Source organism: Peribacillus sp. FSL K6-1552 (assembly GCF_038005205.1).
GTDB classification, from domain to species: domain Bacteria; phylum Bacillota; class Bacilli; order Bacillales; family DSM-1321; genus Peribacillus; species Peribacillus butanolivorans.
Genome location: NZ_JBBOST010000001.1, coordinates 1,956,379 through 1,975,699 on the forward strand (window position 1 = coordinate 1,956,379; position 19,321 = coordinate 1,975,699).

At 38.9% G+C, this 19,321-nt stretch carries 14 protein-coding genes and 1 pseudogene; 12 read left to right on the top strand and 3 right to left on the bottom strand.

What is annotated here, in order from left to right; all coding sequences use genetic code 11:
• Positions 1–156: 156 nt before the first annotated feature.
• The 5 genes from NST21_RS09415 to NST21_RS09435 all read left to right on the top strand — a co-directional run bounded on the left by NST21_RS09415 (position 157) and on the right by NST21_RS09435 (position 5,286).
• On the top strand, positions 157–954 hold the full coding sequence (locus tag NST21_RS09415; protein ID WP_201181374.1) for a TIGR00282 family metallophosphoesterase: 798 nt from the start codon (positions 157–159) through the stop codon (positions 952–954).
• A gap of 183 nt (positions 955–1,137) precedes the next feature.
• Positions 1,138–1,398, top strand: coding sequence for a stage V sporulation protein SpoVS (gene spoVS / locus NST21_RS09420; protein ID WP_029281188.1), 261 nt, complete (start codon positions 1,138–1,140; stop codon positions 1,396–1,398).
• A gap of 136 nt (positions 1,399–1,534) precedes the next feature.
• Positions 1,535–2,455, top strand: coding sequence for a dipeptidase (locus NST21_RS09425; protein WP_340888798.1), 921 nt, complete (start codon positions 1,535–1,537; stop codon positions 2,453–2,455).
• Between the two features lie 220 nt (positions 2,456–2,675).
• The gene (locus NST21_RS09430; protein ID WP_056526902.1) at positions 2,676–4,433 is read left to right on the top strand and encodes a 2-oxoacid:acceptor oxidoreductase subunit alpha; all 1,758 of its coding nucleotides are present in this window, start codon (positions 2,676–2,678) and stop codon (positions 4,431–4,433) included.
• Positions 4,420–5,286, top strand: a complete 867-nt coding sequence (locus tag NST21_RS09435; RefSeq protein ID WP_056526905.1) for a 2-oxoacid:ferredoxin oxidoreductase subunit beta — start codon at positions 4,420–4,422, stop codon at positions 5,284–5,286. The genes NST21_RS09430 and NST21_RS09435 overlap by 14 nt, the downstream gene beginning before the upstream one ends.
• Before the next feature lie 103 nt (positions 5,287–5,389).
• Here the strand turns inward: NST21_RS09435 and NST21_RS09440 are convergent, their stop codons facing one another.
• Positions 5,390–5,608 carry a hypothetical protein gene (locus NST21_RS09440; RefSeq protein WP_340888800.1) on the bottom strand — a complete coding sequence of 73 codons (219 nt, stop codon included), beginning with the start codon at positions 5,606–5,608 and terminating at the stop codon, positions 5,390–5,392.
• A 309-nt stretch (positions 5,609–5,917) separates the two neighbouring features.
• Here NST21_RS09440 and tdh point away from each other — a divergent pair, with 309 nt between their 5' ends.
• From tdh to mutL, 6 genes are all read left to right on the top strand, one after another.
• A complete protein-coding gene (tdh, locus tag NST21_RS09445; RefSeq protein ID WP_340892484.1) occupies positions 5,918–6,958 on the top strand; it encodes an L-threonine 3-dehydrogenase in 1,041 nt (346 codons plus the stop codon).
• A 389-nt stretch (positions 6,959–7,347) separates the two neighbouring features.
• Entirely contained in the window at positions 7,348–8,892 is a 1,545-nt protein-coding gene (miaB, locus tag NST21_RS09450) for a tRNA (N6-isopentenyl adenosine(37)-C2)-methylthiotransferase MiaB (RefSeq protein WP_053345400.1), read from the top strand.
• A gap of 1 nt (position 8,893) precedes the next feature.
• Positions 8,894–9,322 carry a RicAFT regulatory complex protein RicA family protein gene (locus NST21_RS09455; protein ID WP_053345401.1) on the top strand — a complete coding sequence of 143 codons (429 nt, stop codon included), beginning with the start codon at positions 8,894–8,896 and terminating at the stop codon, positions 9,320–9,322.
• A gap of 212 nt (positions 9,323–9,534) precedes the next feature.
• Positions 9,535–10,074 (top strand): outer spore coat protein CotE, encoded by a 540-nt coding sequence (locus NST21_RS09460; protein WP_056526911.1) that lies wholly within the window; start codon positions 9,535–9,537, stop codon positions 10,072–10,074.
• 295 nt (positions 10,075–10,369) lie between these two features.
• Positions 10,370–12,997, top strand: a complete 2,628-nt coding sequence (mutS, locus tag NST21_RS09465) for a DNA mismatch repair protein MutS (RefSeq protein WP_340888801.1) — start codon at positions 10,370–10,372, stop codon at positions 12,995–12,997.
• A gap of 23 nt (positions 12,998–13,020) precedes the next feature.
• Positions 13,021–14,967, top strand: a complete 1,947-nt coding sequence (gene mutL, locus NST21_RS09470; RefSeq protein ID WP_340888802.1) for a DNA mismatch repair endonuclease MutL — start codon at positions 13,021–13,023, stop codon at positions 14,965–14,967.
• A gap of 336 nt (positions 14,968–15,303) precedes the next feature.
• Here mutL and NST21_RS09475 read toward each other — a convergent pair.
• Positions 15,304–15,606, bottom strand: a pseudogene (locus tag NST21_RS09475) (hypothetical protein); the annotation flags it as partial.
• A 146-nt stretch (positions 15,607–15,752) separates the two neighbouring features.
• On the opposite strand from NST21_RS09475, the gene NST21_RS09480 reads away from it, so the two are divergent.
• A complete protein-coding gene (locus NST21_RS09480) occupies positions 15,753–17,282 on the top strand; it encodes a multicopper oxidase family protein (protein ID WP_340888803.1) in 1,530 nt (509 codons plus the stop codon).
• Positions 17,283–17,845: 563 nt separating this feature from the next.
• Here NST21_RS09480 and NST21_RS09485 read toward each other — a convergent pair.
• Complete coding sequence (locus NST21_RS09485) at positions 17,846–18,502, bottom strand: cupin domain-containing protein (RefSeq protein WP_340888804.1); 657 nt, start codon at positions 18,500–18,502, stop codon at positions 17,846–17,848.
• Positions 18,503–19,321: the final 819 nt, after the last annotated feature.

Genomic DNA, 19,321 nt, shown 5'->3' on the forward strand with positions numbered 1-19,321 from the left:
TAATGAAAACGAAGTGGTGCAAACCACTTCGTTTTCATTTTGCTTATAAAGAACCATTATGGGGTGTTTTTACAAAATTATAATTCCATATTATGTTACAATACATACATTGAATATTCTTATCATTAGAAATGTGGATTTAGAAAGGGTTTTACTATGAAATTGCTATTTATTGGAGATGTTGTAGGGTCTCCTGGCCGTGATATGGTCCAAGAATACCTTCCGAAATTAAAAGAAAAGTATAGACCGCATATCACGGTTATTAATGGGGAAAATGCTGCAGGTGGCAGGGGGATTACGGAAAAGATTTACCGTAGTTTTCTACAGTGGGGAGCACAGGCAGTAACGATGGGGAACCATACATGGGATAATCGCGATATTTTCAATTTTATTGATGAAGCGAAATATCTCGTCCGTCCAGCGAATTTTCCAGAGGGAACTCCCGGAGAAGGAATAAAATTTATTAAATTGAACCAGCAGGAAATTGCGGTCATCAATTTGCAAGCAAGGACATTTATGCCTGATTTGGATTGTCCGTTCAAAAAAGCGGAAGAACTCGTGTTGGAGGCTCAAAAAAGGACACCAATCATCTTTGTCGATTTTCATGGTGAGGCTACAAGTGAAAAGCAGGCGATGGGTTGGTTCTTAGATGGAAAAGTGACAGCCGTTGTAGGTACACACACACATGTCCAGACAGCCGATAACCGGGTTTTACCCGAAGGGACCGCTTATATATCAGATGTAGGTATGACAGGCCCGTATGATGGCATTCTCGGCATGGAGAGAGGGGCAGTCATCCATCGCTTCTTGACCAGCCTTCCTGTTCGTTTTGAAGTGCCTAAAGAAGGGCGTACCCTATTAAGTGCTGTGCTCATAGATATTGATGATAAGACGGGCATGGCTAAAAAGATAGACCGAATACTCATCAATGAAGATCATCCGCTTTACACATGAATTGAATGGACAGACAGTCAAATGACTGATTGTCCATTTTTTTATTCAATAATAAATCGAATTGGTGGACAATCCCGGTTTTCTTTGTCATACAAGTTTTACTTCCTGAATATAGTAGCAGTGGAAAGAGTTATAACTATTGAGCCAAGTTATAATCGGCAGGGAAAACAAGGAGGACTAGGAATGGAAATATTAAAGGTTTCAGCAAAATCTAATCCTAATTCTGTAGCAGGCGCACTAGCGGGAGTGCTCAGAGAAAGAGGAGCAGCCGAAATTCAAGCAATCGGTGCAGGTGCGTTAAATCAAGCCGTCAAGGCAGTAGCAATCGCAAGAGGGTTTGTCGCACCTAGTGGAGTTGACTTGATTTGTATTCCTGCCTTTACAGATATACTTATTGATGGCGAAGAGAGAACGGCGATTAAGCTAATCATTGAACCAAGATAATTTCATATGTGGGTGCCCTGTTTGTCGGCTGGCGAGCAGGTTCTTTTTTGTACTAAAATTCAAATGACGAAAAACCTTAGCCATTTTATAATAGATCATATTAGCTATGAAAGTTAAGCAAGGGAGGAGGATTATTTTGGCGATTTTTGATGCGCATTGTGATGTGTTAATGAAGATGTTTATAGATCCAGATATTTCTTTTTTGGACAGTGATAAGTTACATATAACAAAACGGGGATTATTGGATGCAGGAGGAAAAGTCCAATGTTTTGCAATTTATATTCCAGAAAAAGTCCACCCAGATATGAGATTTCAGTCAGCTTTAGCGATGGTTGATATTTTTCATGAAAAGATTTTATCAGAACCGGAAATGAAATTTATACGGAGCAAGGCTGACATCGATAATCTAAAGGAAAAAGAAATCGGTGCTATGCTTACATTGGAAGGCTGCGATTGTATTGGAAATGATATATTGAAGCTAAAAACACTTCTTCATCTTGGTGTTTCTTCTGTAGGGCTAACATGGAATTATGCCAACCTTGTGGCTGATGGAGCATTAGAAACAAGAGGAAGTGGGTTGACACGATTTGGAACAGAGGTTGTGACCCTTTTAAACGAGCAATCGATTTGGTGTGATTTATCCCATTTATCTGAAGCTGGTTTTTGGGACACATTAAAAAGAGCGGATTTTCCAATTGCATCCCATTCAAATGCTAATAATTTATGTTCGCATCCGCGGAATTTAAAAGACAGCCAGATAAAAGCCCTTTTACAAAAAAATGGTGTGATAGGGGTAACCTTTGTTCCACAATTCCTATCCAGTGGTTATTCGGCTTCAATAAAAGATATCCTGAACCATATAGACCATATATGCAGTTTGGGCGGGGAAAAACAAATTGGGTTTGGGTCTGACTTCGATGGAATAGAACATATGGTAGACAAATTAGCATCCTTTAATGATTATCATAACTTAATCAATGAGCTGAACAGGCTTTATTCTTCTGGGTTTGTAAAAGGACTCCTTTTTGAGAATTTCACTCGGAATTTTCCACGTTAAAAGGTGATAAATTTAATTCTGACTATATAGATATGAATAAATATTCTGAAAATATAAAAAATGGAGGCAAAAAGGTTGCAATTTAATGATTTAACCGATAGAATTGAAAGCGTTTAGTACACCTTTCCTAAATAGAACGATTTATATACATAGTCTAATGTTCTGGCGAGAGGTGCGGTTAAATGCATTTATATACGAACGTTCTAAAGGAGTGTAAGACATGATCAATCAACTTTCATGGAAAGTTGGCGGACAACAAGGTGAAGGTATTGAAAGTACAGGAGAAATATTCTGTATTGCCCTCAATCGCTTAGGTTATTACTTGTATGGCTACCGTCATTTCTCATCCCGAATTAAGGGAGGACACACGAATAACAAAATTCGTGTAAGTACTACCGAAACTCGTGCTATCTCTGATGATTTAGACATCTTAGTTGCTTTTGACCAAGAAACAATTGACGTCAATTATAAAGAATTACATGAAGGTGGCATCATAATCGCTGATGCAAAATTCAAACCTGTCTGCCCAGAAGATACAAAGGCAGAATTATATATTGTTCCATTTACGGAAATCGCTGCAGAATTAGGCACATCATTAATGAAAAACATGGTGGCTATCGGTGCGACATGTGCTGTACTTGGTATGGAAATTTCCGTATTCAACGATGTTGTTGATGAAATCTTCGGTCGTAAAGGCGAAGAAATCGTTAAAAAGAATATGGATGCCATTACTGCTGGCTACAAAGCCATGGAAGTACTGCTTGGAGAAAAGCTTGGCGCAATGGAGCTAGAAAAAGCAGACGGACAGAAACGTTTATTCATGATCGGAAACGATGCTATCGCTCTAGGAGCTGTTGCAGGTGGATGTCGCTTCATGGCAGCATACCCAATTACTCCTGCCTCTGAAATTATGGAATATCTAATCAAAAAACTTCCACAATTGGGCGGTACTGTCATTCAGACAGAAGATGAAATAGCTGCAGCCACAATGGCAATCGGTGCAAACTACGGTGGTGTTCGTGCTATCACAGCTTCTGCTGGTCCAGGACTTTCCTTAAAAATGGAGGCAATTGGCTTAGCGGGTATTACCGAGACGCCTATTGTCATTGTTGATACACAACGTGGCGGTCCTTCTACTGGACTTCCTACGAAACAAGAGCAATCTGATTTAATGGCCATGATTTATGGTACACACGGTGAAATCCCAAAAATCGTCATGGCCCCAAGTACTGTTGAAGAAGCATTTTATGATACGGCAGAAGCGTTCAATCTCGCGGAGGAATATCAATGTCCGGTTATCATTTTATCCGACTTACAGCTATCGCTAGGTAAACAAACGGTTCAGCCGCTTGATTACAGCAAAGTAGAGATCAGACGCGGTAAATTGGTAGATTTTGAAATTGAAGAACCAGAAAATAAATCATACTTCAAGCGTTATAAAGTAACGGAAGACGGCGTTTCACCTCGTGTTGTTCCTGGTATGAAAAATGGAATTCACCATGTTACTGGTGTTGAACATGATGAGACAGGGAGACCTTCTGAGACGGCTGTGAATCGAAAAGCGCAGATGGATAAACGGATGCGTAAGCTGAATAATTTAGCTAACACTTTCCATACACCTGTATACAAAAACACACCGCATGAAGAAGCGGATTTACTAATTCTTGGTTTTAACTCTACCCGTGGTACGATTGATGAAGCAATCGGTAGACTAGAAACGGATGGGGTAAAAGTGAATCATGCGCAAATTCGTTTGATTCATCCGTTCCCAACCGATGAAGTTCTATCTTTAGTACAATCGGCTAAGAAAGTAGTAGTAATCGAAAATAATGCGACTGGACAATTGGCTAATATTATCAAGATGAATGTCGGACATGTTAATAAAATTAAAAGCATCCTAAAATATGATGGCAACCCATTCCTCCCGCATGAAATTCACACACAATGCAAGGAGATGTTCGAATATGGCAACGTTTAAAGAGTTTCGTAATGATGTTAAACCTAACTGGTGTCCTGGCTGTGGAGATTTCTCCGTTCAGGCTGCCATGCAGCGTGCGGCAGCCAATGTAGGATTGGAGCCGGAAAACTTAGCTGTTGTTTCTGGTATCGGCTGTTCAGGACGTATTTCCGGTTACATCAAGTCATATGGCTTCCACGGAATTCATGGCCGCTCGCTACCGATTGCCCAAGGTGTGAAAATGGCCAACCGTGAATTGACTGTAATAGCTTCAGGCGGAGACGGAGACGGTTTTGCAATTGGGATGGGACATACTATTCATGCAATCCGTCGTAATATTGATATTACGTATATTGTAATGGATAACCAAATTTATGGTTTGACAAAAGGCCAGACTTCTCCACGATCAGCTGTTGGATTTAAGACAAAATCCACTCCTGAAGGATCAATCGAGCAGGCTGTTTCACCAATGGAATTAGCGTTATCGGCTGGTGCTACATTTGTTGCACAAAGCTTTTCGACTGACTTAAAAGACTTGACTGCTATCATTGAAGCAGGGATTAATCATAAAGGGTTCTCCTTTATCAATGTTTTCTCTCCATGCGTAACATATAACAAGATTAATACGTACGATTGGTTCAAACAAAACTTAACAAAATTAAACACGATTGAAGGATATGATTCTTCAAATAAAGAACAGGCCATGCAAACATTAATGAAGCATGACAGCCTTGTGACAGGGATTATTTATCAAGATTCTTCACGCCCTTCTTATCAGGAGTTAGTACCAGGATATGCAGAAAAAGCGTTAAATAAATCTGATCTAACTCTAGATCAAGCTCATTTTGATAAACTTGTTGCAGAATTTATGTAAAAGTGAAAAGGTTCACCCCTATAGATGGGGTGAACCTTTTTTGTGAAAAATTAAGCGCTCCAGTAATTATGCTTCATGCTAGAACGCTTATTACTGGCTTAGCTTAACAATCGTTATGGCATCCGCCGAAGTTACGGTTAAAAACCGCAACCGAAACCGCCACCGAAACCGAAGAAATTGCAACGATTCCTTCTTCTACAACAACAACGGTCATTGTTGTGATGATGATGATGATGGTGACGATCACAATCGCGGTCACGATCGCGGTCACGATCACGATCACGGTCACGATCACGATCACGGTCACGATCGCGTCTATCACAGCGTCTCACTCGACGACAGAAATCGTCTTCATTCCTGTCATGGTGGTGACGATTATTATTTTCAGAACATGACATATAAGTCACTCCTTTAATTATTTTTGTTGTACGAGATATCTTATTCAAGAGCGGACAGGATGCTATGGGATCATGACCTTATTAGTGAAAATGTACGATAGCCCTAAGATTATGATTAGTCAATAAAGGTAAAATGGCCCGTACATTAGGAATACTGGTATTTTTTTAATCGGTTTTTCATACCTTTAATATATTCAGGAAAATGTAGCCCTATTTCAGGGGGAGTGTATATGTTGAAAGGGAAAATGAAAGCAGTTGTCAAACATCACCGAGGATATGGGGCACAATTGCAAGCTGTCGACATTCCGGATATTCGTGAAGATGAGGTGTTAATTCGAGTCAAAATGGCTTCAATCTGTGGGACGGATATTCACATTTTCACCTGGGATAAATGGTCGCAGGGAAGAGTGAATCCACCATATGTATTTGGGCATGAATTTGCCGGAGAAGTGATTGAGGTAGGGGGGAAGGTGAGTAATGTTTCAGTTGGTGATTACGTTTCCGCTGAAACCCATATCGTGTGCGGTACATGCCGGCAATGTTTAACGGGACAGTTACACATTTGTAAAAATACAAACATTATTGGTCTCGATACACAAGGGTGCTTTGCTGAATATGTAGCTTTGCCAGCCAAGAATCTTTGGAAAAATCCGATTGACATGCCACTTGATATAGCTACGATCCAAGAACCGATGGGAAATGCCGTCCATTCTGTGCTTGCTGGTGAAGTGCTTGGTAAAACGGTGGCGATCATTGGCTGCGGACCAATTGGGCTTATGGCAGTGGCTGTAGCAAAGGCTGCAGGTGCAGATAAAGTTATCGCTCTTGATGTTAATGATTATCGACTTCAGCTGGCAAAAAAGATGGGGGCTTCGCACACAATTCATTCAATCAAGCAAAATCCTCTGGAAATCACGGCAAGACTCACAGATAAGGATGGGGTGGATGTGGTCTGTGAAATGAGCGGTAATCCTACGGCCATCGATCAAGGGTTTAAAATGGCTACAAATGGCGGGAGGATATCAATTTTGAGCCTGCCAGCTCAACCGGTCACGCTTAATATAACGGAGGATATTGTGTTCAAGGGTCTTACTGTCCAAGGAATAACAGGAAGAAAAGTGTTCTCAACCTGGCAGCAGGTTTCGAGCCTGCTAGGGAGTGGAAAAGTTGATGTCACACCGATGATTACGCATCGTTTTTCGCTAAGTGACTTTGAAAAGGGTTTTGAACTGATGATCAAGGGACAGTGTGGTAAGGTACTCTTAATACCTTAGCCAACTGAAAAGGAGGAGAAATGAAGGGTTTTGAATATTTTAAAGAAGAAGTAGATGCTTTAAAAAAAGCCGGAAAGGAACTAGGAATTATTTAATTAACTATTAAGAAGAGGCTTAGTTCATCACATGGAATGTGGTGAATTGAGCTTTTTTAGTAATTATTTTTACCGAGTTTGTGAAATTTTTCTTACAAATGAAGTAGGCACGACAGAATGATTGTTTCTTGCTGGTAAAAGCTTTATACTATGTTAATGTGGATATATCACACTTAAAAGCTAATATTTACTGGTAATTTTATAAGGAAAATACGTATAAAAATCTTTAGAACAAGACAGGTCTTGAAATAGTTAGGGAAACAAATAAACTAACTATTTTGAAAGGAGATTAACATGAACGAGAAACAACGATTAGAATCACAACAAGTACACGCTGAAAATCCAGCGGACAAAAAATCCGACAAGGACTACAGTAAGTACTTTCAGGCCGTTTATATTCCGCCGTCCTTAAAAGATGCGAAAAAACGAGGTAAAGAAGAAGTCGAATATCATGATGATTTTGCGATTCCAGAAGATTTCCGTGGAATGGGAGAAGGCAAAAAGTTCTACATTCGTACATACGGTTGTCAAATGAATGAACATGATACAGAAGTCATGGCTGGTATCTTCACGGCCCTAGGCTATCAACCGACAAACACGGTAGATGATGCTAACGTCATTTTACTTAACACTTGTGCGATTCGGGAAAATGCAGAGAATAAAGTGTTCGGGGAACTCGGCCATTTAAAATCATTAAAATTGGAACGACCTGATTTATTGCTTGGTGTTTGTGGTTGTATGTCTCAAGAAGAATCAGTTGTAAAAAGAATCCTTGAGAAACATCATTTTGTTGATATGATTTTCGGAACTCACAACATTCATCGTCTACCCCAAATTCTAAATGAAGCTTATCTTTCAAAAGAAATGGTCATTGAGGTTTGGTCTAAAGAAGGCGATGTAATTGAAAACCTTCCGAAAGTGCGTAAAGGCAAAACGAAAGCATGGGTCAATATCATGTATGGCTGCGATAAATTTTGTACTTACTGCATCGTGCCTTTCACGAGGGGAAAAGAAAGAAGCCGCCGTCCGGAAGATATCATTCAGGAAGTTCGTCATTTAGCGGCACAAGGATATAAAGAAATAACACTGCTTGGCCAAAATGTGAATGCATATGGTAAAGATTTTACGGATATTAAATACCGTCTCGGTGATTTGATGGATGAAATCCGCAAGATTGATATTCCGCGTATTCGTTTTACAACTAGTCATCCACGTGACTTTGATGATCACTTAATTGAAGTCCTGGCAAAAGGTGGTAATCTAGTAGACCACATCCATCTTCCTGTTCAATCAGGAAGTACGGAAACGCTTAAGATTATGGCTCGTAAATATACGCGCGAACAATATTTAGAGCTAGTTAGAAAAATTAAAGAAGCGATCCCAACTGCATCTTTAACAACAGACATCATTGTCGGCTATCCGAATGAAACGGAAGAGCATTTTGAAGAAACAATGTCTTTATACCGAGAAGTTGGTTTCGACGCTGCTTATACCTTCATTTATTCACCACGCGAGGGAACACCAGCCGCGAAAATGCAGGATAATGTACCGATGGAAGTGAAAAAAGAACGCCTGCAACGCTTGAATGCGCTTGTTAATGAAACGTGTGCGTTAAAAATGAAAGAGTATGATGGACAGATTGTAGAAGTCCTTGTAGAAGGAGAAAGCAAGAAGAATCCGGATGTGTTAGCAGGTTATACAACGAAAAATAAGCTTGTGAACTTCAAAGGACCAAAATCTGCCATAGGCCAAATCGTAAAGGTGAAAATCACTGGAACGAAAACATGGTCATTAAATGGGGATATGGTTGAAGAAGCTACAGCGATTGAGGTGGAGTAAAATGACGAAATATACAAAAGACGATATTTTAACAAAAGCGGCAGAGTTGGCTGAAATGATTGCCAGCACAGAAGAAGTCGATTTCTTTAAACGGGCGGAAGCTCACATCAACGAAAACCAAAAAATCCGTGAAATGATCGCGAGCATCAAAAGCTTGCAAAAGCAGGCTGTTAACTTCCAACATTATGGAAAAGAGAAAGCGTACGGCCAAGTACAGGCCAAAATTGATGCACTTGAAAAACAATTAGACGAACTTCCGATTGTCCAAGAATTCAAACAATCCCAAGTTGATGTAAATGATCTTTTACAAATGGTCTCCTCACAAGTTTCTAATAAGGTGACGGATTTAATTATTGAATCAACCGAAGGAGACATCCTTCGCGGTGAAACAGGTTCGCAGGTACAGGCTGGCGGCGGAAGCTGTTCATAAACTTTTCTAAAACCCTTCTGATTTCAGGAGGGCTTTTTTATACTCGTAAATCCTTATACAGTGCCCATTCGTGACACATATCCCAAAACATGCGCATAAAATAACCTAGGTTTAAAACAATACAGCAGTTTTCAAACAATAAAAATTCTACGCACACTAGACTTTTACCACGCATAGGATGAATGGAAACTGTATGAGGAGGGTTCGCTAGCATGTCACAATATAGAGAGATAATTACTAAAGCGGTGGTGGCAAAAGGACGGAAATTCACAAAGTCCTCACACACCATTTGCCCGGCTCATCATCCTTCTAGCATTCTAGGTTGTTGGATCATCAACCATAAATACGATGCAAAGAAAGTCGGCAAAAAGGTAGAAATTCACGGCAGCTACGAAATCAACGTTTGGTATTCCTATAACCATAATTCAAAGACGGAAGTTGTTACTGAAAAAGTACAATATACCGACGTGATTTCGCTGAAATACCGTGATCCGGATTGTCATGATGACCATGAAATCGTTGCACAAGCTGTCCAACAGCCTAATTGTTTAGAAGCTTGCATCTCCCCGTGTGGACAAAAAATCATTGTCCATGTGGAAAGAGAATTCTTTGTAGAAGTCGTCGGCGAAACAAAAATTTGTGTCGCTGTAAATCCAGATGGCCGCTGTGAGGATGACTGGGGCTCTGATTTCGATGATGAGGAATTCGAAGATTTAGATCCGGATTTCCTAGATGAATTCGAAGACGAATAGACGAATAGAATATAGAAAGTCACTACCGGATGACATTCCCTTCATCCGGTTTTATTTAATTTGAAGAGGGACAGGCTTTATGCAGGCATATTGATATACCAGTCCCAATAAGTTTACGGATAAAATGTTAAGTTTTACTTGTTAATACCTGTAGAGAATAGTGAATTTATCAGCTTTACTCACAGGTTCAGGGATTTACCATGCAATTTCGAATACAGGCAATGTTGCTTTCCCATATGTTATAATAAAAGACATATGTGAGTAATAGATTTTAGTTAGGAAAGGTTTTGAAGGAATGGCTGGATATACTCCGATGATTCAACAATATTTAAAAATTAAGGCAGAGTATCAGGATGCCTTTTTATTTTTTCGTTTAGGCGATTTTTATGAAATGTTTTTTGATGACGCGCTGAATGCGTCACAGGAGCTAGAAATAACATTAACGAGCCGAGAAGGTGGAAGTGAAGACCGAATTCCAATGTGCGGGATTCCGTATCATTCGGCGGCTAATTATATTGATATATTGATAGAAAAAGGATTTAAAGTAGCGATTTGTGAACAGACAGAAGATCCTAAGCAAGCCAAAGGGGTAGTACGCAGGGAAGTTGTCCAGCTGATTACGCCGGGAACGAAAATGGATAGCAAGGGTCTTCGTGAAAAAGAAAACAATTACATTGCGACGATCACTCATTTTTCTAATGACCAGTTTGGTTTTGGATACAACGATTTATCGACAGGTGAAAATAAGGTCACTTTGATTGAGAACTTTGATGAGGTACTGAATGAATTTGCCATCCTTGGTGCGAGCGAAGTTGTTATTGCTACTGATTTTAATGAAGAATGGAAAAAGAAACTTCAGGAACGGGGCGCTGCCGCTTTATCATTAGAGGACAATTTGGAACATAGTGAGTCGTTCGATCCTTTACTGCATCTATTAAAGGACGAAAAGCAGATGACAACGACCTCTCGTTTATTGAATTATTTATATCGTACCCAAAAACGAAGTCTTGATCATTTGCAGCCGGTTCTTGCATATGAGACGTCACACTTTATGAAAATTGATTATTATAGCAAACGAAATTTGGAATTGACCGAAACCATCCGTTCCAAAGGTAAAAAAGGATCATTATTATGGCTTCTTGATGAAACGAAAACAGCAATGGGTGGACGTATGCTTAAGCAGTGGATTGACAGACCACTCATTAATAAAAAACAAATTGAGCGGAGACAAAGTCTTGTTGAAACACTGAAATGTCAATACTTCGAACGTCAAGACCTCCGTGAGCGCCTGAAGGAAGTGTACGATTTGGAGCGGCTTGCCGGACGGGTCGCCTTTGGGAATGTTAACGCGCGAGACTTGATCCAGTTGAAACGTTCGTTGCAACAGGTGCCTATCATCCGTGAAATTGTAAAGTCAATGGCCTCTAATCAGGATATTTCTGTTCTTGCCGATAAATTGGATCCATGTGAAGAAGTGACAGATTTGCTCGAAACTGCGCTTGTTGAAAACCCGCCGTTGTCCGTTAAGGAAGGGAATATTATTCGAGATGGTTTCCACACGGAGCTGGATACATACCGAGATGCCAGTAGGAACGGAAAAACTTGGATTGCTCAGCTTGAACGAGAGGAACGGGAACGCACAGGGATTAGGTCATTGAAAATCGGTTATAACCGTGTGTTCGGTTATTATATTGAAGTCACCCGGGCTAATCTGCATCTGCTTGAAGAGGGGCGCTATGAACGGAAGCAGACTTTAACGAATGCTGAACGTTATATCACACCTGAATTAAAAGAAAAAGAAGCGTTAATTTTACAAGCCGAGGAAAAAAGCATCAGTTTAGAATATGACTTATTCCTCAATCTTCGCGAAGAGATAAAAAGCTATATCCCGCGTTTACAAGATCTAGCGAAAGGCGTCAGTGAGCTAGACGTTCTACAGTGCTTTGCGACTATTAGCGAAGAGCGTCATTATGTGAAGCCGGTCTTTTCAGAAAATCGAAGAATTGTTTTGAAGGAAGGACGACATCCTGTAGTCGAAAAAGTGCTTCAATCGCAGGAGTATGTCCCAAATGACTGCTTTATGGATAGCGAACGAGAACTACTCTTAATTACAGGTCCGAATATGTCCGGGAAAAGTACGTATATGCGTCAGATTGCGCTAACATCTATTCTGGCACAGATTGGCTGTTTCGTATCAGCAACTACAGCTGAATTACCTATTTTTGATAAAGTGTTTACTAGGATTGGAGCGGCCGATGATCTGATTTCCGGCCAGAGTACGTTTATGGTCGAGATGCTCGAAGCAAGAAATGCGATCACTAATGCGACTGAAAACAGTCTGATTTTATTTGATGAAATTGGACGTGGGACCTCCACTTACGATGGTATGGCACTTGCTCAGGCCATCATAGAATATATTCATGAAGAAATTGGAGCAAAGACACTCTTTTCAACACACTATCATGAATTGACTGTACTCGCATCGGAGCTACCTAAATTGAAAAATATCCATGTTAGTGCAATTGAGCAAAATGGAAATGTTGTTTTCCTTCATAAAATAAAAGAAGGACCAGCAGATAAAAGTTATGGAATTCATGTGGCTAAGCTTGCTGATTTGCCGAAACAGTTAATTGACCGTGCAGCAGCTATTTTAGCACAGCTAGAAAATGAAAATGGCCAAGCAAAGGAATTGCCTGCACAGCCAGCCGTTGTTTCAAAAGAATCAATTACTGAAACTGTTCCTAAAGCGGAGGTCAATGAGGCACAGCTATCCTTTTTCAGAGAAGAGGCTCCTAAAGAAAAAATAAGTTCTTCTCCTAAGGAAAAAAAGGTGCTCGATGACATTAAATCGCTTGATATTCTGGAAATGACACCGCTCGATGCGATGAATATGCTTTATAAATTGCAAAAGAAACTAAAATGAACTATTGAAGTGAGGCGATGAAATTGGGAAAAATCATACAGCTTGACGAGGCTTTATCGAATAAAATCGCAGCTGGCGAAGTTGTTGAACGCCCTGCCTCAGTCGTGAAGGAACTTGTGGAAAATGCCATTGATGCCAACAGTACCATCATAGAGATTGAATTAGTGGAGGCTGGACTTGGTTCTATCCGAATTGTAGACAATGGAGATGGGATCTTAGCTGATGATATTGAGGCAGCTTTTAAACGTCATGCTACAAGTAAAATAAAAGATGAGAATGACCTATTCCGGATTAGGACGCTTGGATTCAGAGGCGAAGCTATGCCGAGTATCGCTTCAGTTTCCCGTTTCGAACTGAAAAGCTGCACCGGTGAAGGAGTAGGAACACGTATACTTCTTGAAGGGGGCATGGTTAAGGAACTCGAAGCTTCTTCCAGTCGGAAAGGTACGGATATCATGGTTTCCGACTTGTTTTATAATACACCTGCCCGGTTGAAATATATGAAAACGATTCATACCGAACTCGGTAATATTACGGATGTCGCTAACCGGCTGGCACTTTCCCACCCGGATGTTTCGATTCGTTTATCACACAATGATAAGCGTATCCTGCATACGAATGGTAATGGGGATGTGCGGCAAGTACTAGCAGCAATCTACGGTATGAATATCGCTAAAAAGATGATTCCAATTCAGGCAAGTTCATTGGACTTCACTCTATCTGGATATATCGTTATGCCCGAGGTCACTCGTGCCTCACGAAATTATATATCAACGATGATAAACGGTCGGTTTATAAAAAACTATGCACTTGTGAAAGCAATCTTGGATGGGTATCATACCCTTCTTCCTATTGGCCGTTTCCCGATTGCATTATTAAATATTGAAATGGATCCAATTTTGGTCGATGTCAACGTTCATCCATCTAAAATGGAGGTAAGGCTTAGTAAGGAACAGGAATTGTACAGTCTTGTGTCAGAAACAATTAAATCTGCGTTCAAAAAACTGTCTTTAATTCCAAGTGGATATACCCCCTCACCAAAGCTGGAACAGGTAAAAAGTGAGCAAACTACGCTAGATTTAGATCATGTCGTGGAAAGCGGGAAGCGGGTCCTTGAAGAAGCAAAGAAAGAAGCCTCACTCCTGAAGAATACCTTGATTCGAGAAAATCAGGAACAGAAGAACTATCAAGATCCTGTTGAAGAAATCGTGAATATCGAACCAATAGAGGAATTAGTTTACAGTAGTGACGAACAGCAGCAAATGGCAGACACGTATATCCCGGTCATTCCGGAAGGCGAAAGAAGACCATATTTCGAATCCGCAAAAGGGTATACAACATATACAGTCGAACAAGAGGAAGAGATCGAAATCGATGAATCGGCAAGCCGCATCCCGCCCATGTACCCTATCGGGCAAATGCATGGTACGTATATTTTCGCCCAAAACGAAAAAGGCCTGTATATCATCGACCAGCACGCTGCCCAGGAACGGATAAAATACGAGTATTTTAAAGAAAAAGTCGGACGTGTCGAAAACGAGCTACAGGATATGCTGGTTCCCATCACTCTTGAGTTCTCGACCGACCAATGTATCCGAATCAATGAATACCAGCATGAACTGGAAAAAGTTGGCGTATATTTAGAGGAGTTCGGCTATAATGCCTATATAGTTCGGTCACACCCTCAGTGGTTTCCTAAAGGTATTGAACAGGAAATCCTTGAAGAAATGATTGAACAATTGTTATCTATGAAAAAAGTCGACATCAAAAAACTCCGCGAAGAAGCGGCGATCATGATGAGCTGTAAAGCCTCTATAAAGGCAAACCGTCATCTGCGGAATGACGAAATTCAAGCACTATTAGATGAACTAAGACAAACAACAGACCCATTCACTTGCCCACACGGAAGACCTATCATCATCTCATATTCGATTTATGAGATGGAGAAGATGTTCAAGCGGGTCATGTAATTATAAACGCTGGAGAACCCTTTATTTACAAGGAATCTCCAGCGTTATTTTGGTGACATGACCACTAAATGACCACATTTATTGGCCCATGCTCTTTTTACCTAGAGCTTTTGAAAAGTGTTTTGGAAACTAAAAAATGCTGTTTATGGAAATATTTTTTTGTATGTAAAATACGCCGAAAATATGTATTTTTTCGGCTTATTAAAAATGTTCAATTTGGTACTAAAGTGCCAGTTCACCGTTCGCTAAACAAAGACATCATCTCAACTTGTTTTATATCACTCTTTTATTATGATAGACTTGCTTTGAAAAAGCGTACTCCAATCAAATAATTTTTTAATCCTGTGTACTACATCTGTACTTGAATTTAGGCTCTGTCTGATTAAAATATCCATTTCTTACCTCTGCACTTCAATTAGCAAAGGCTTCTCTCCATTGAATACTACTAAAGAATTCATCAACAGATTGATTTTTAGACTCCCAAACTATAAATGTGTTGAGTGGGGCAATTCCTCCTGCCTAAATTCCAGTATTTGTGTCAGTATTATCTTCCCTTACTAATAATATGGGTAGTCCAAATTGAAAAGCCATTGAGGGTTCTATTTGTAAAAAAACTGAGCCTTCCCAGAACGGAGTGGAATAACTTACTAAAGCCCCTACTGTATTAAGTATATTGAATATGTTGTGAGAAATATCTCATTGAATCAATTTGAATTTGTCATACAATGCTTGTAATTTTTATAACCTTAGAAAGAAGTTAATTATGATCAGAAAGGAGCGGAAATATGCTTCTCTCTAAATTTGTAGATGAACTTCCTATCCCACCTATTTTAAAAGCTCGATGGAAAGATCAATTTCATACTTATTATGAAGTGAATATGACAGAATTTAAACAATCACTCCATAGTGAGTTAAATGATACAACTGTATGGGGCTATGAAGGCAGCTATCCAGGACCTACAATTGAAGTAGAGAGCGGAGAAAAAGTGTTTATCAAATGGATCAACAATCTTCCAGAAAAACATCTTTTGCCGGTAGACTATACGGTACATGGTGCCCATTTGGATGTACCGGAAGTACGAACGGTAGTACATGTTCATGGCGCTAGTGTTGAACCGGAAAGTGATGGCTACCCGGAGGCTTGGTTTACAAAAGGATTCAAACAAGTGGGTCCATATTTTAGAAAGCAAATATATCAATATGATAATAACATGCGGGCTTGCAACCTCTGGTATCATGATCATTCACTTGGTATCACAAGACTCAATGTATATTCTGGATTGGCAGGATTTTACTTTGTAAGAGAGCAACGGGAAAGTTTATTAAATTTACCAGCTGGTCAATACGAAATCCCTCTTATGATTCAAGACAAAACCTTTAATTATGATGGTTCTCTTTATTACCCAAGAAAGCCAGAAAAACCAGTTGTGGAATTAGAAACATCGATAGTTCCTGAATTTTTTGGGAATACAATCCTAGTGAATGGCAAAGTATGGCCCTTTTTAAAAGTGGAACCACGTAAATATCGATTTAGGCTGCTTAATGCATCTAACACCCGTTTCTATAGGTTCAAGCTTGATTCGGGACAACTTATTTATCAAATCGGAACGGATGGAGGATTAATGGAATATCCGATAGGAGTCAAAGAAATCATATTGGCACCTGCAGAAAGAGCAGATGTCATCATTGATTTTACCAATCTTGAGGAAAAGAATATTATCGTGAAAAATGACGCCCCCGCACCTTTTCCAGATGGAGATCCTGCAAATGCAGTAGGTATAGTGATGGAATTTAGAGTCGCTCTTCCTCTTACAAGTATTGATACCAGTGTTATTCCGTCGTATATGGAGCCTTTTCCAAAGATAATTGAACAGTCAGCTTCAAAGGAGAGATACTTAACTTTAAATGATAATATGGATCAGTACGGACGGGAATTCATGTTATTAGATAATAAACCGTGGGATGCCCCTATTACAGAAAATCCAAAATTGGGATCAACCGAAATATGGTATCTAATTAACTTAACTACAGATACACACCCTATTCATCTTCACTTAATTGATTTTCAAATATTAGACCGGAGAGATTTCGATGTAGAAAAGTATAACAAGGAGAGAATTATCCATTATACGGGCCCCGCGTTGCCACCCGAACCACAAGAACGAGGAGGGAAGGATACAGTAAGAGCTAATCCTAAACAAGTAACTCGAATTATCATGAAGTTTGGTCCCTATACAGGATTGTATGTTTGGCACTGTCATATATTAGAGCACGAGGATTATGAGATGATGAGACCATATATTGTTATCCGATAATAGACTGTATCCTGTCAATCCTAAATGCACGCTAGGGTATATTTTAATACAGAGCATGCGATTTTTTTGAATGTATTCAAGGAGATTGGAAGCGTAATATAAAATCTAGTGATAAAGTTACTTTTACTCATTTACTTAATTTTATCAATCCTATGTATTCATAACTTTTCATTTCCGAATAGAAAATTTGTGGTCATTTTTGTGGTCATTCATATTATGGTGGTCACCTAATGTGTAAATAAGTATTATTAAATCCAGCACATACTTGGATACGATTATTCAATACTAGGATTTATCTTTTTCAAATTTCATATTCCGACTAGTTTCTTCTATAATATATGAGAATTTAAAAATTGATTCCTCTCTATAATTTAGTGGGGTGTAGCGAAAATATATGAAATCGACTTTTTAAAAGAGTCATGTAATTAATAGCAATGGAGAACCCTTTTTATATAGGGTTCTCCATTGTTTTTTGAATGAAAAAATCACTTAATAACACCTATTTATTTTTCTAAACCTGTCTTTCAAATTTTTTTAAAAATTATCAGAAGATGAGTAAACTTTTAGTAAAAATAATACTGAGGATTTGGTGGAATTTGATAGTTATATGCCGGAGTTGTATACATTTGGTTTTCATAGTGATTTATATACTGCTGCGGATATTGATGTGTAACGCCTTCACTAGCTCTTTTGCAGTTAGCAGGTGGACCAATAAATGTTGCTGGTTTGACTGGTGAAATTGCTTTTTTCCATTGGTTTTCATCCATGCAATAGGTATGCGCCATAATATCCGGAGGTGTCAATTTCAAGATATCCGAACCAAGAATTACTTCGGGCGTTGGTGCATTAAAAATAGCAAGTAGATGTGTGTCATCAAGAGTCGCCACTTCATAATGCCACCAACCTTGTGGAACGTTGGCTACTTGACCAGGTGTAATAGGATAATTCTGTATTTGTTTTGTAAAAGGATTCAGTAATGAAACAGTTGCAGCTCCAGAAATACAGTAAACTAGTTCTGCAGCATTTTGGTGATAATGCGGTTCCACCACATTGTTGACGCTCAGGAAAATATCTAGTAAAGACGTATTTTCAAGTGTGTTCAATTGTTTGACACCTAATACATTTATATAGTTTTGATTATCTTTTTTTACGAGGAGACTTTTATTTATATCAAAAGTGAATTGTGTTGATGGTGAAGTGTAGTCCATATATGAAACCATGGTAAATCATTCCTTTTAAAAATCGTAGTTTAATGCAGGATATGTATATATTCATTTTAATGTGCAAAAGCCTAGTTAAAAATCAATTGTTGTACAGTTTGTAACAAATGCAAATGGGAATCCGATGTAAGAGTAATATAATAATTAATTCACCTAAGGTGTTTACAAAATAAAAGCATAAAGATGGCATGTATAACTCAATCTTTACTTCAATTTAATACTATTAATTTAAATAATATAAAAAGTTCAGGCGTATAATTTCAAACGTCTGAACTCTGTTTAATTGGTTATATTAAATAGTAATGTTTAATTTTATTGTGCTAGAACTAGGAAGGTACTAGACCAGTTAGGATAAATTCCGGTTGAAATTGGATATATAGTCCATTTTTGTTCTATGGTAAACAGCTCCGTGAAAATCCAAAACATTAATCCGTATCATGGCCTGTTGACATATACTTTATTTTTGTTCGTCCCTGAGAAATAGATCTATAAACCTAAGCTGCTGTTGAAATTTATTGCGTCTCAAGTCTGAAAATCAATCGTAAAAAGAAACAGCAATTCAGTTTTACCATTGACTTCGATTAGAATTTTGTAGTGATTAGCCAGAGTTTGACGATATGGGTACCCATATTAGTTTTGTATTTAACACTAGAAGATAGAAGGTATTAATTGAGCATTATTCTTCTATAATATTGAAATGAAATGAGCTTATCTGAATATTCACTATAGTCTAATTTTAAATAAGCAGAATTTTCCCATTGCGTGTTATGAAATTACAGTGATATAATGTTTCCTATGATTTTAAAAGTTTAACATAGG

Excerpts from the sequence above, each read along its gene's own strand:
- NST21_RS09415 (WP_201181374.1), top strand. The coding sequence starts at position 157 with ATGAAATTGCTATTTATTGGAGATGTTGTAGGGTCTCCTGGCCGTGAT.
- spoVS (WP_029281188.1), top strand. The coding sequence starts at position 1,138 with ATGGAAATATTAAAGGTTTCAGCAAAATCTAATCCTAATTCTGTAGCA.
- NST21_RS09430 (WP_056526902.1), top strand. The coding sequence starts at position 2,676 with ATGATCAATCAACTTTCATGGAAAGTTGGCGGACAACAAGGTGAAGGT.
- NST21_RS09435 (WP_056526905.1), top strand. The coding sequence starts at position 4,420 with ATGGCAACGTTTAAAGAGTTTCGTAATGATGTTAAACCTAACTGGTGT.
- miaB (WP_053345400.1), top strand. The coding sequence starts at position 7,348 with ATGAACGAGAAACAACGATTAGAATCACAACAAGTACACGCTGAAAAT.
- NST21_RS09455 (WP_053345401.1), top strand. The coding sequence starts at position 8,894 with ATGACGAAATATACAAAAGACGATATTTTAACAAAAGCGGCAGAGTTG.
- NST21_RS09460 (WP_056526911.1), top strand. The coding sequence starts at position 9,535 with ATGTCACAATATAGAGAGATAATTACTAAAGCGGTGGTGGCAAAAGGA.
- mutS (WP_340888801.1), top strand. The coding sequence starts at position 10,370 with ATGGCTGGATATACTCCGATGATTCAACAATATTTAAAAATTAAGGCA.
- NST21_RS09480 (WP_340888803.1), top strand. The coding sequence starts at position 15,753 with ATGCTTCTCTCTAAATTTGTAGATGAACTTCCTATCCCACCTATTTTA.
- NST21_RS09485 (WP_340888804.1), bottom strand. The coding sequence starts at position 18,502 with ATGGTTTCATATATGGACTACACTTCACCATCAACACAATTCACTTTT.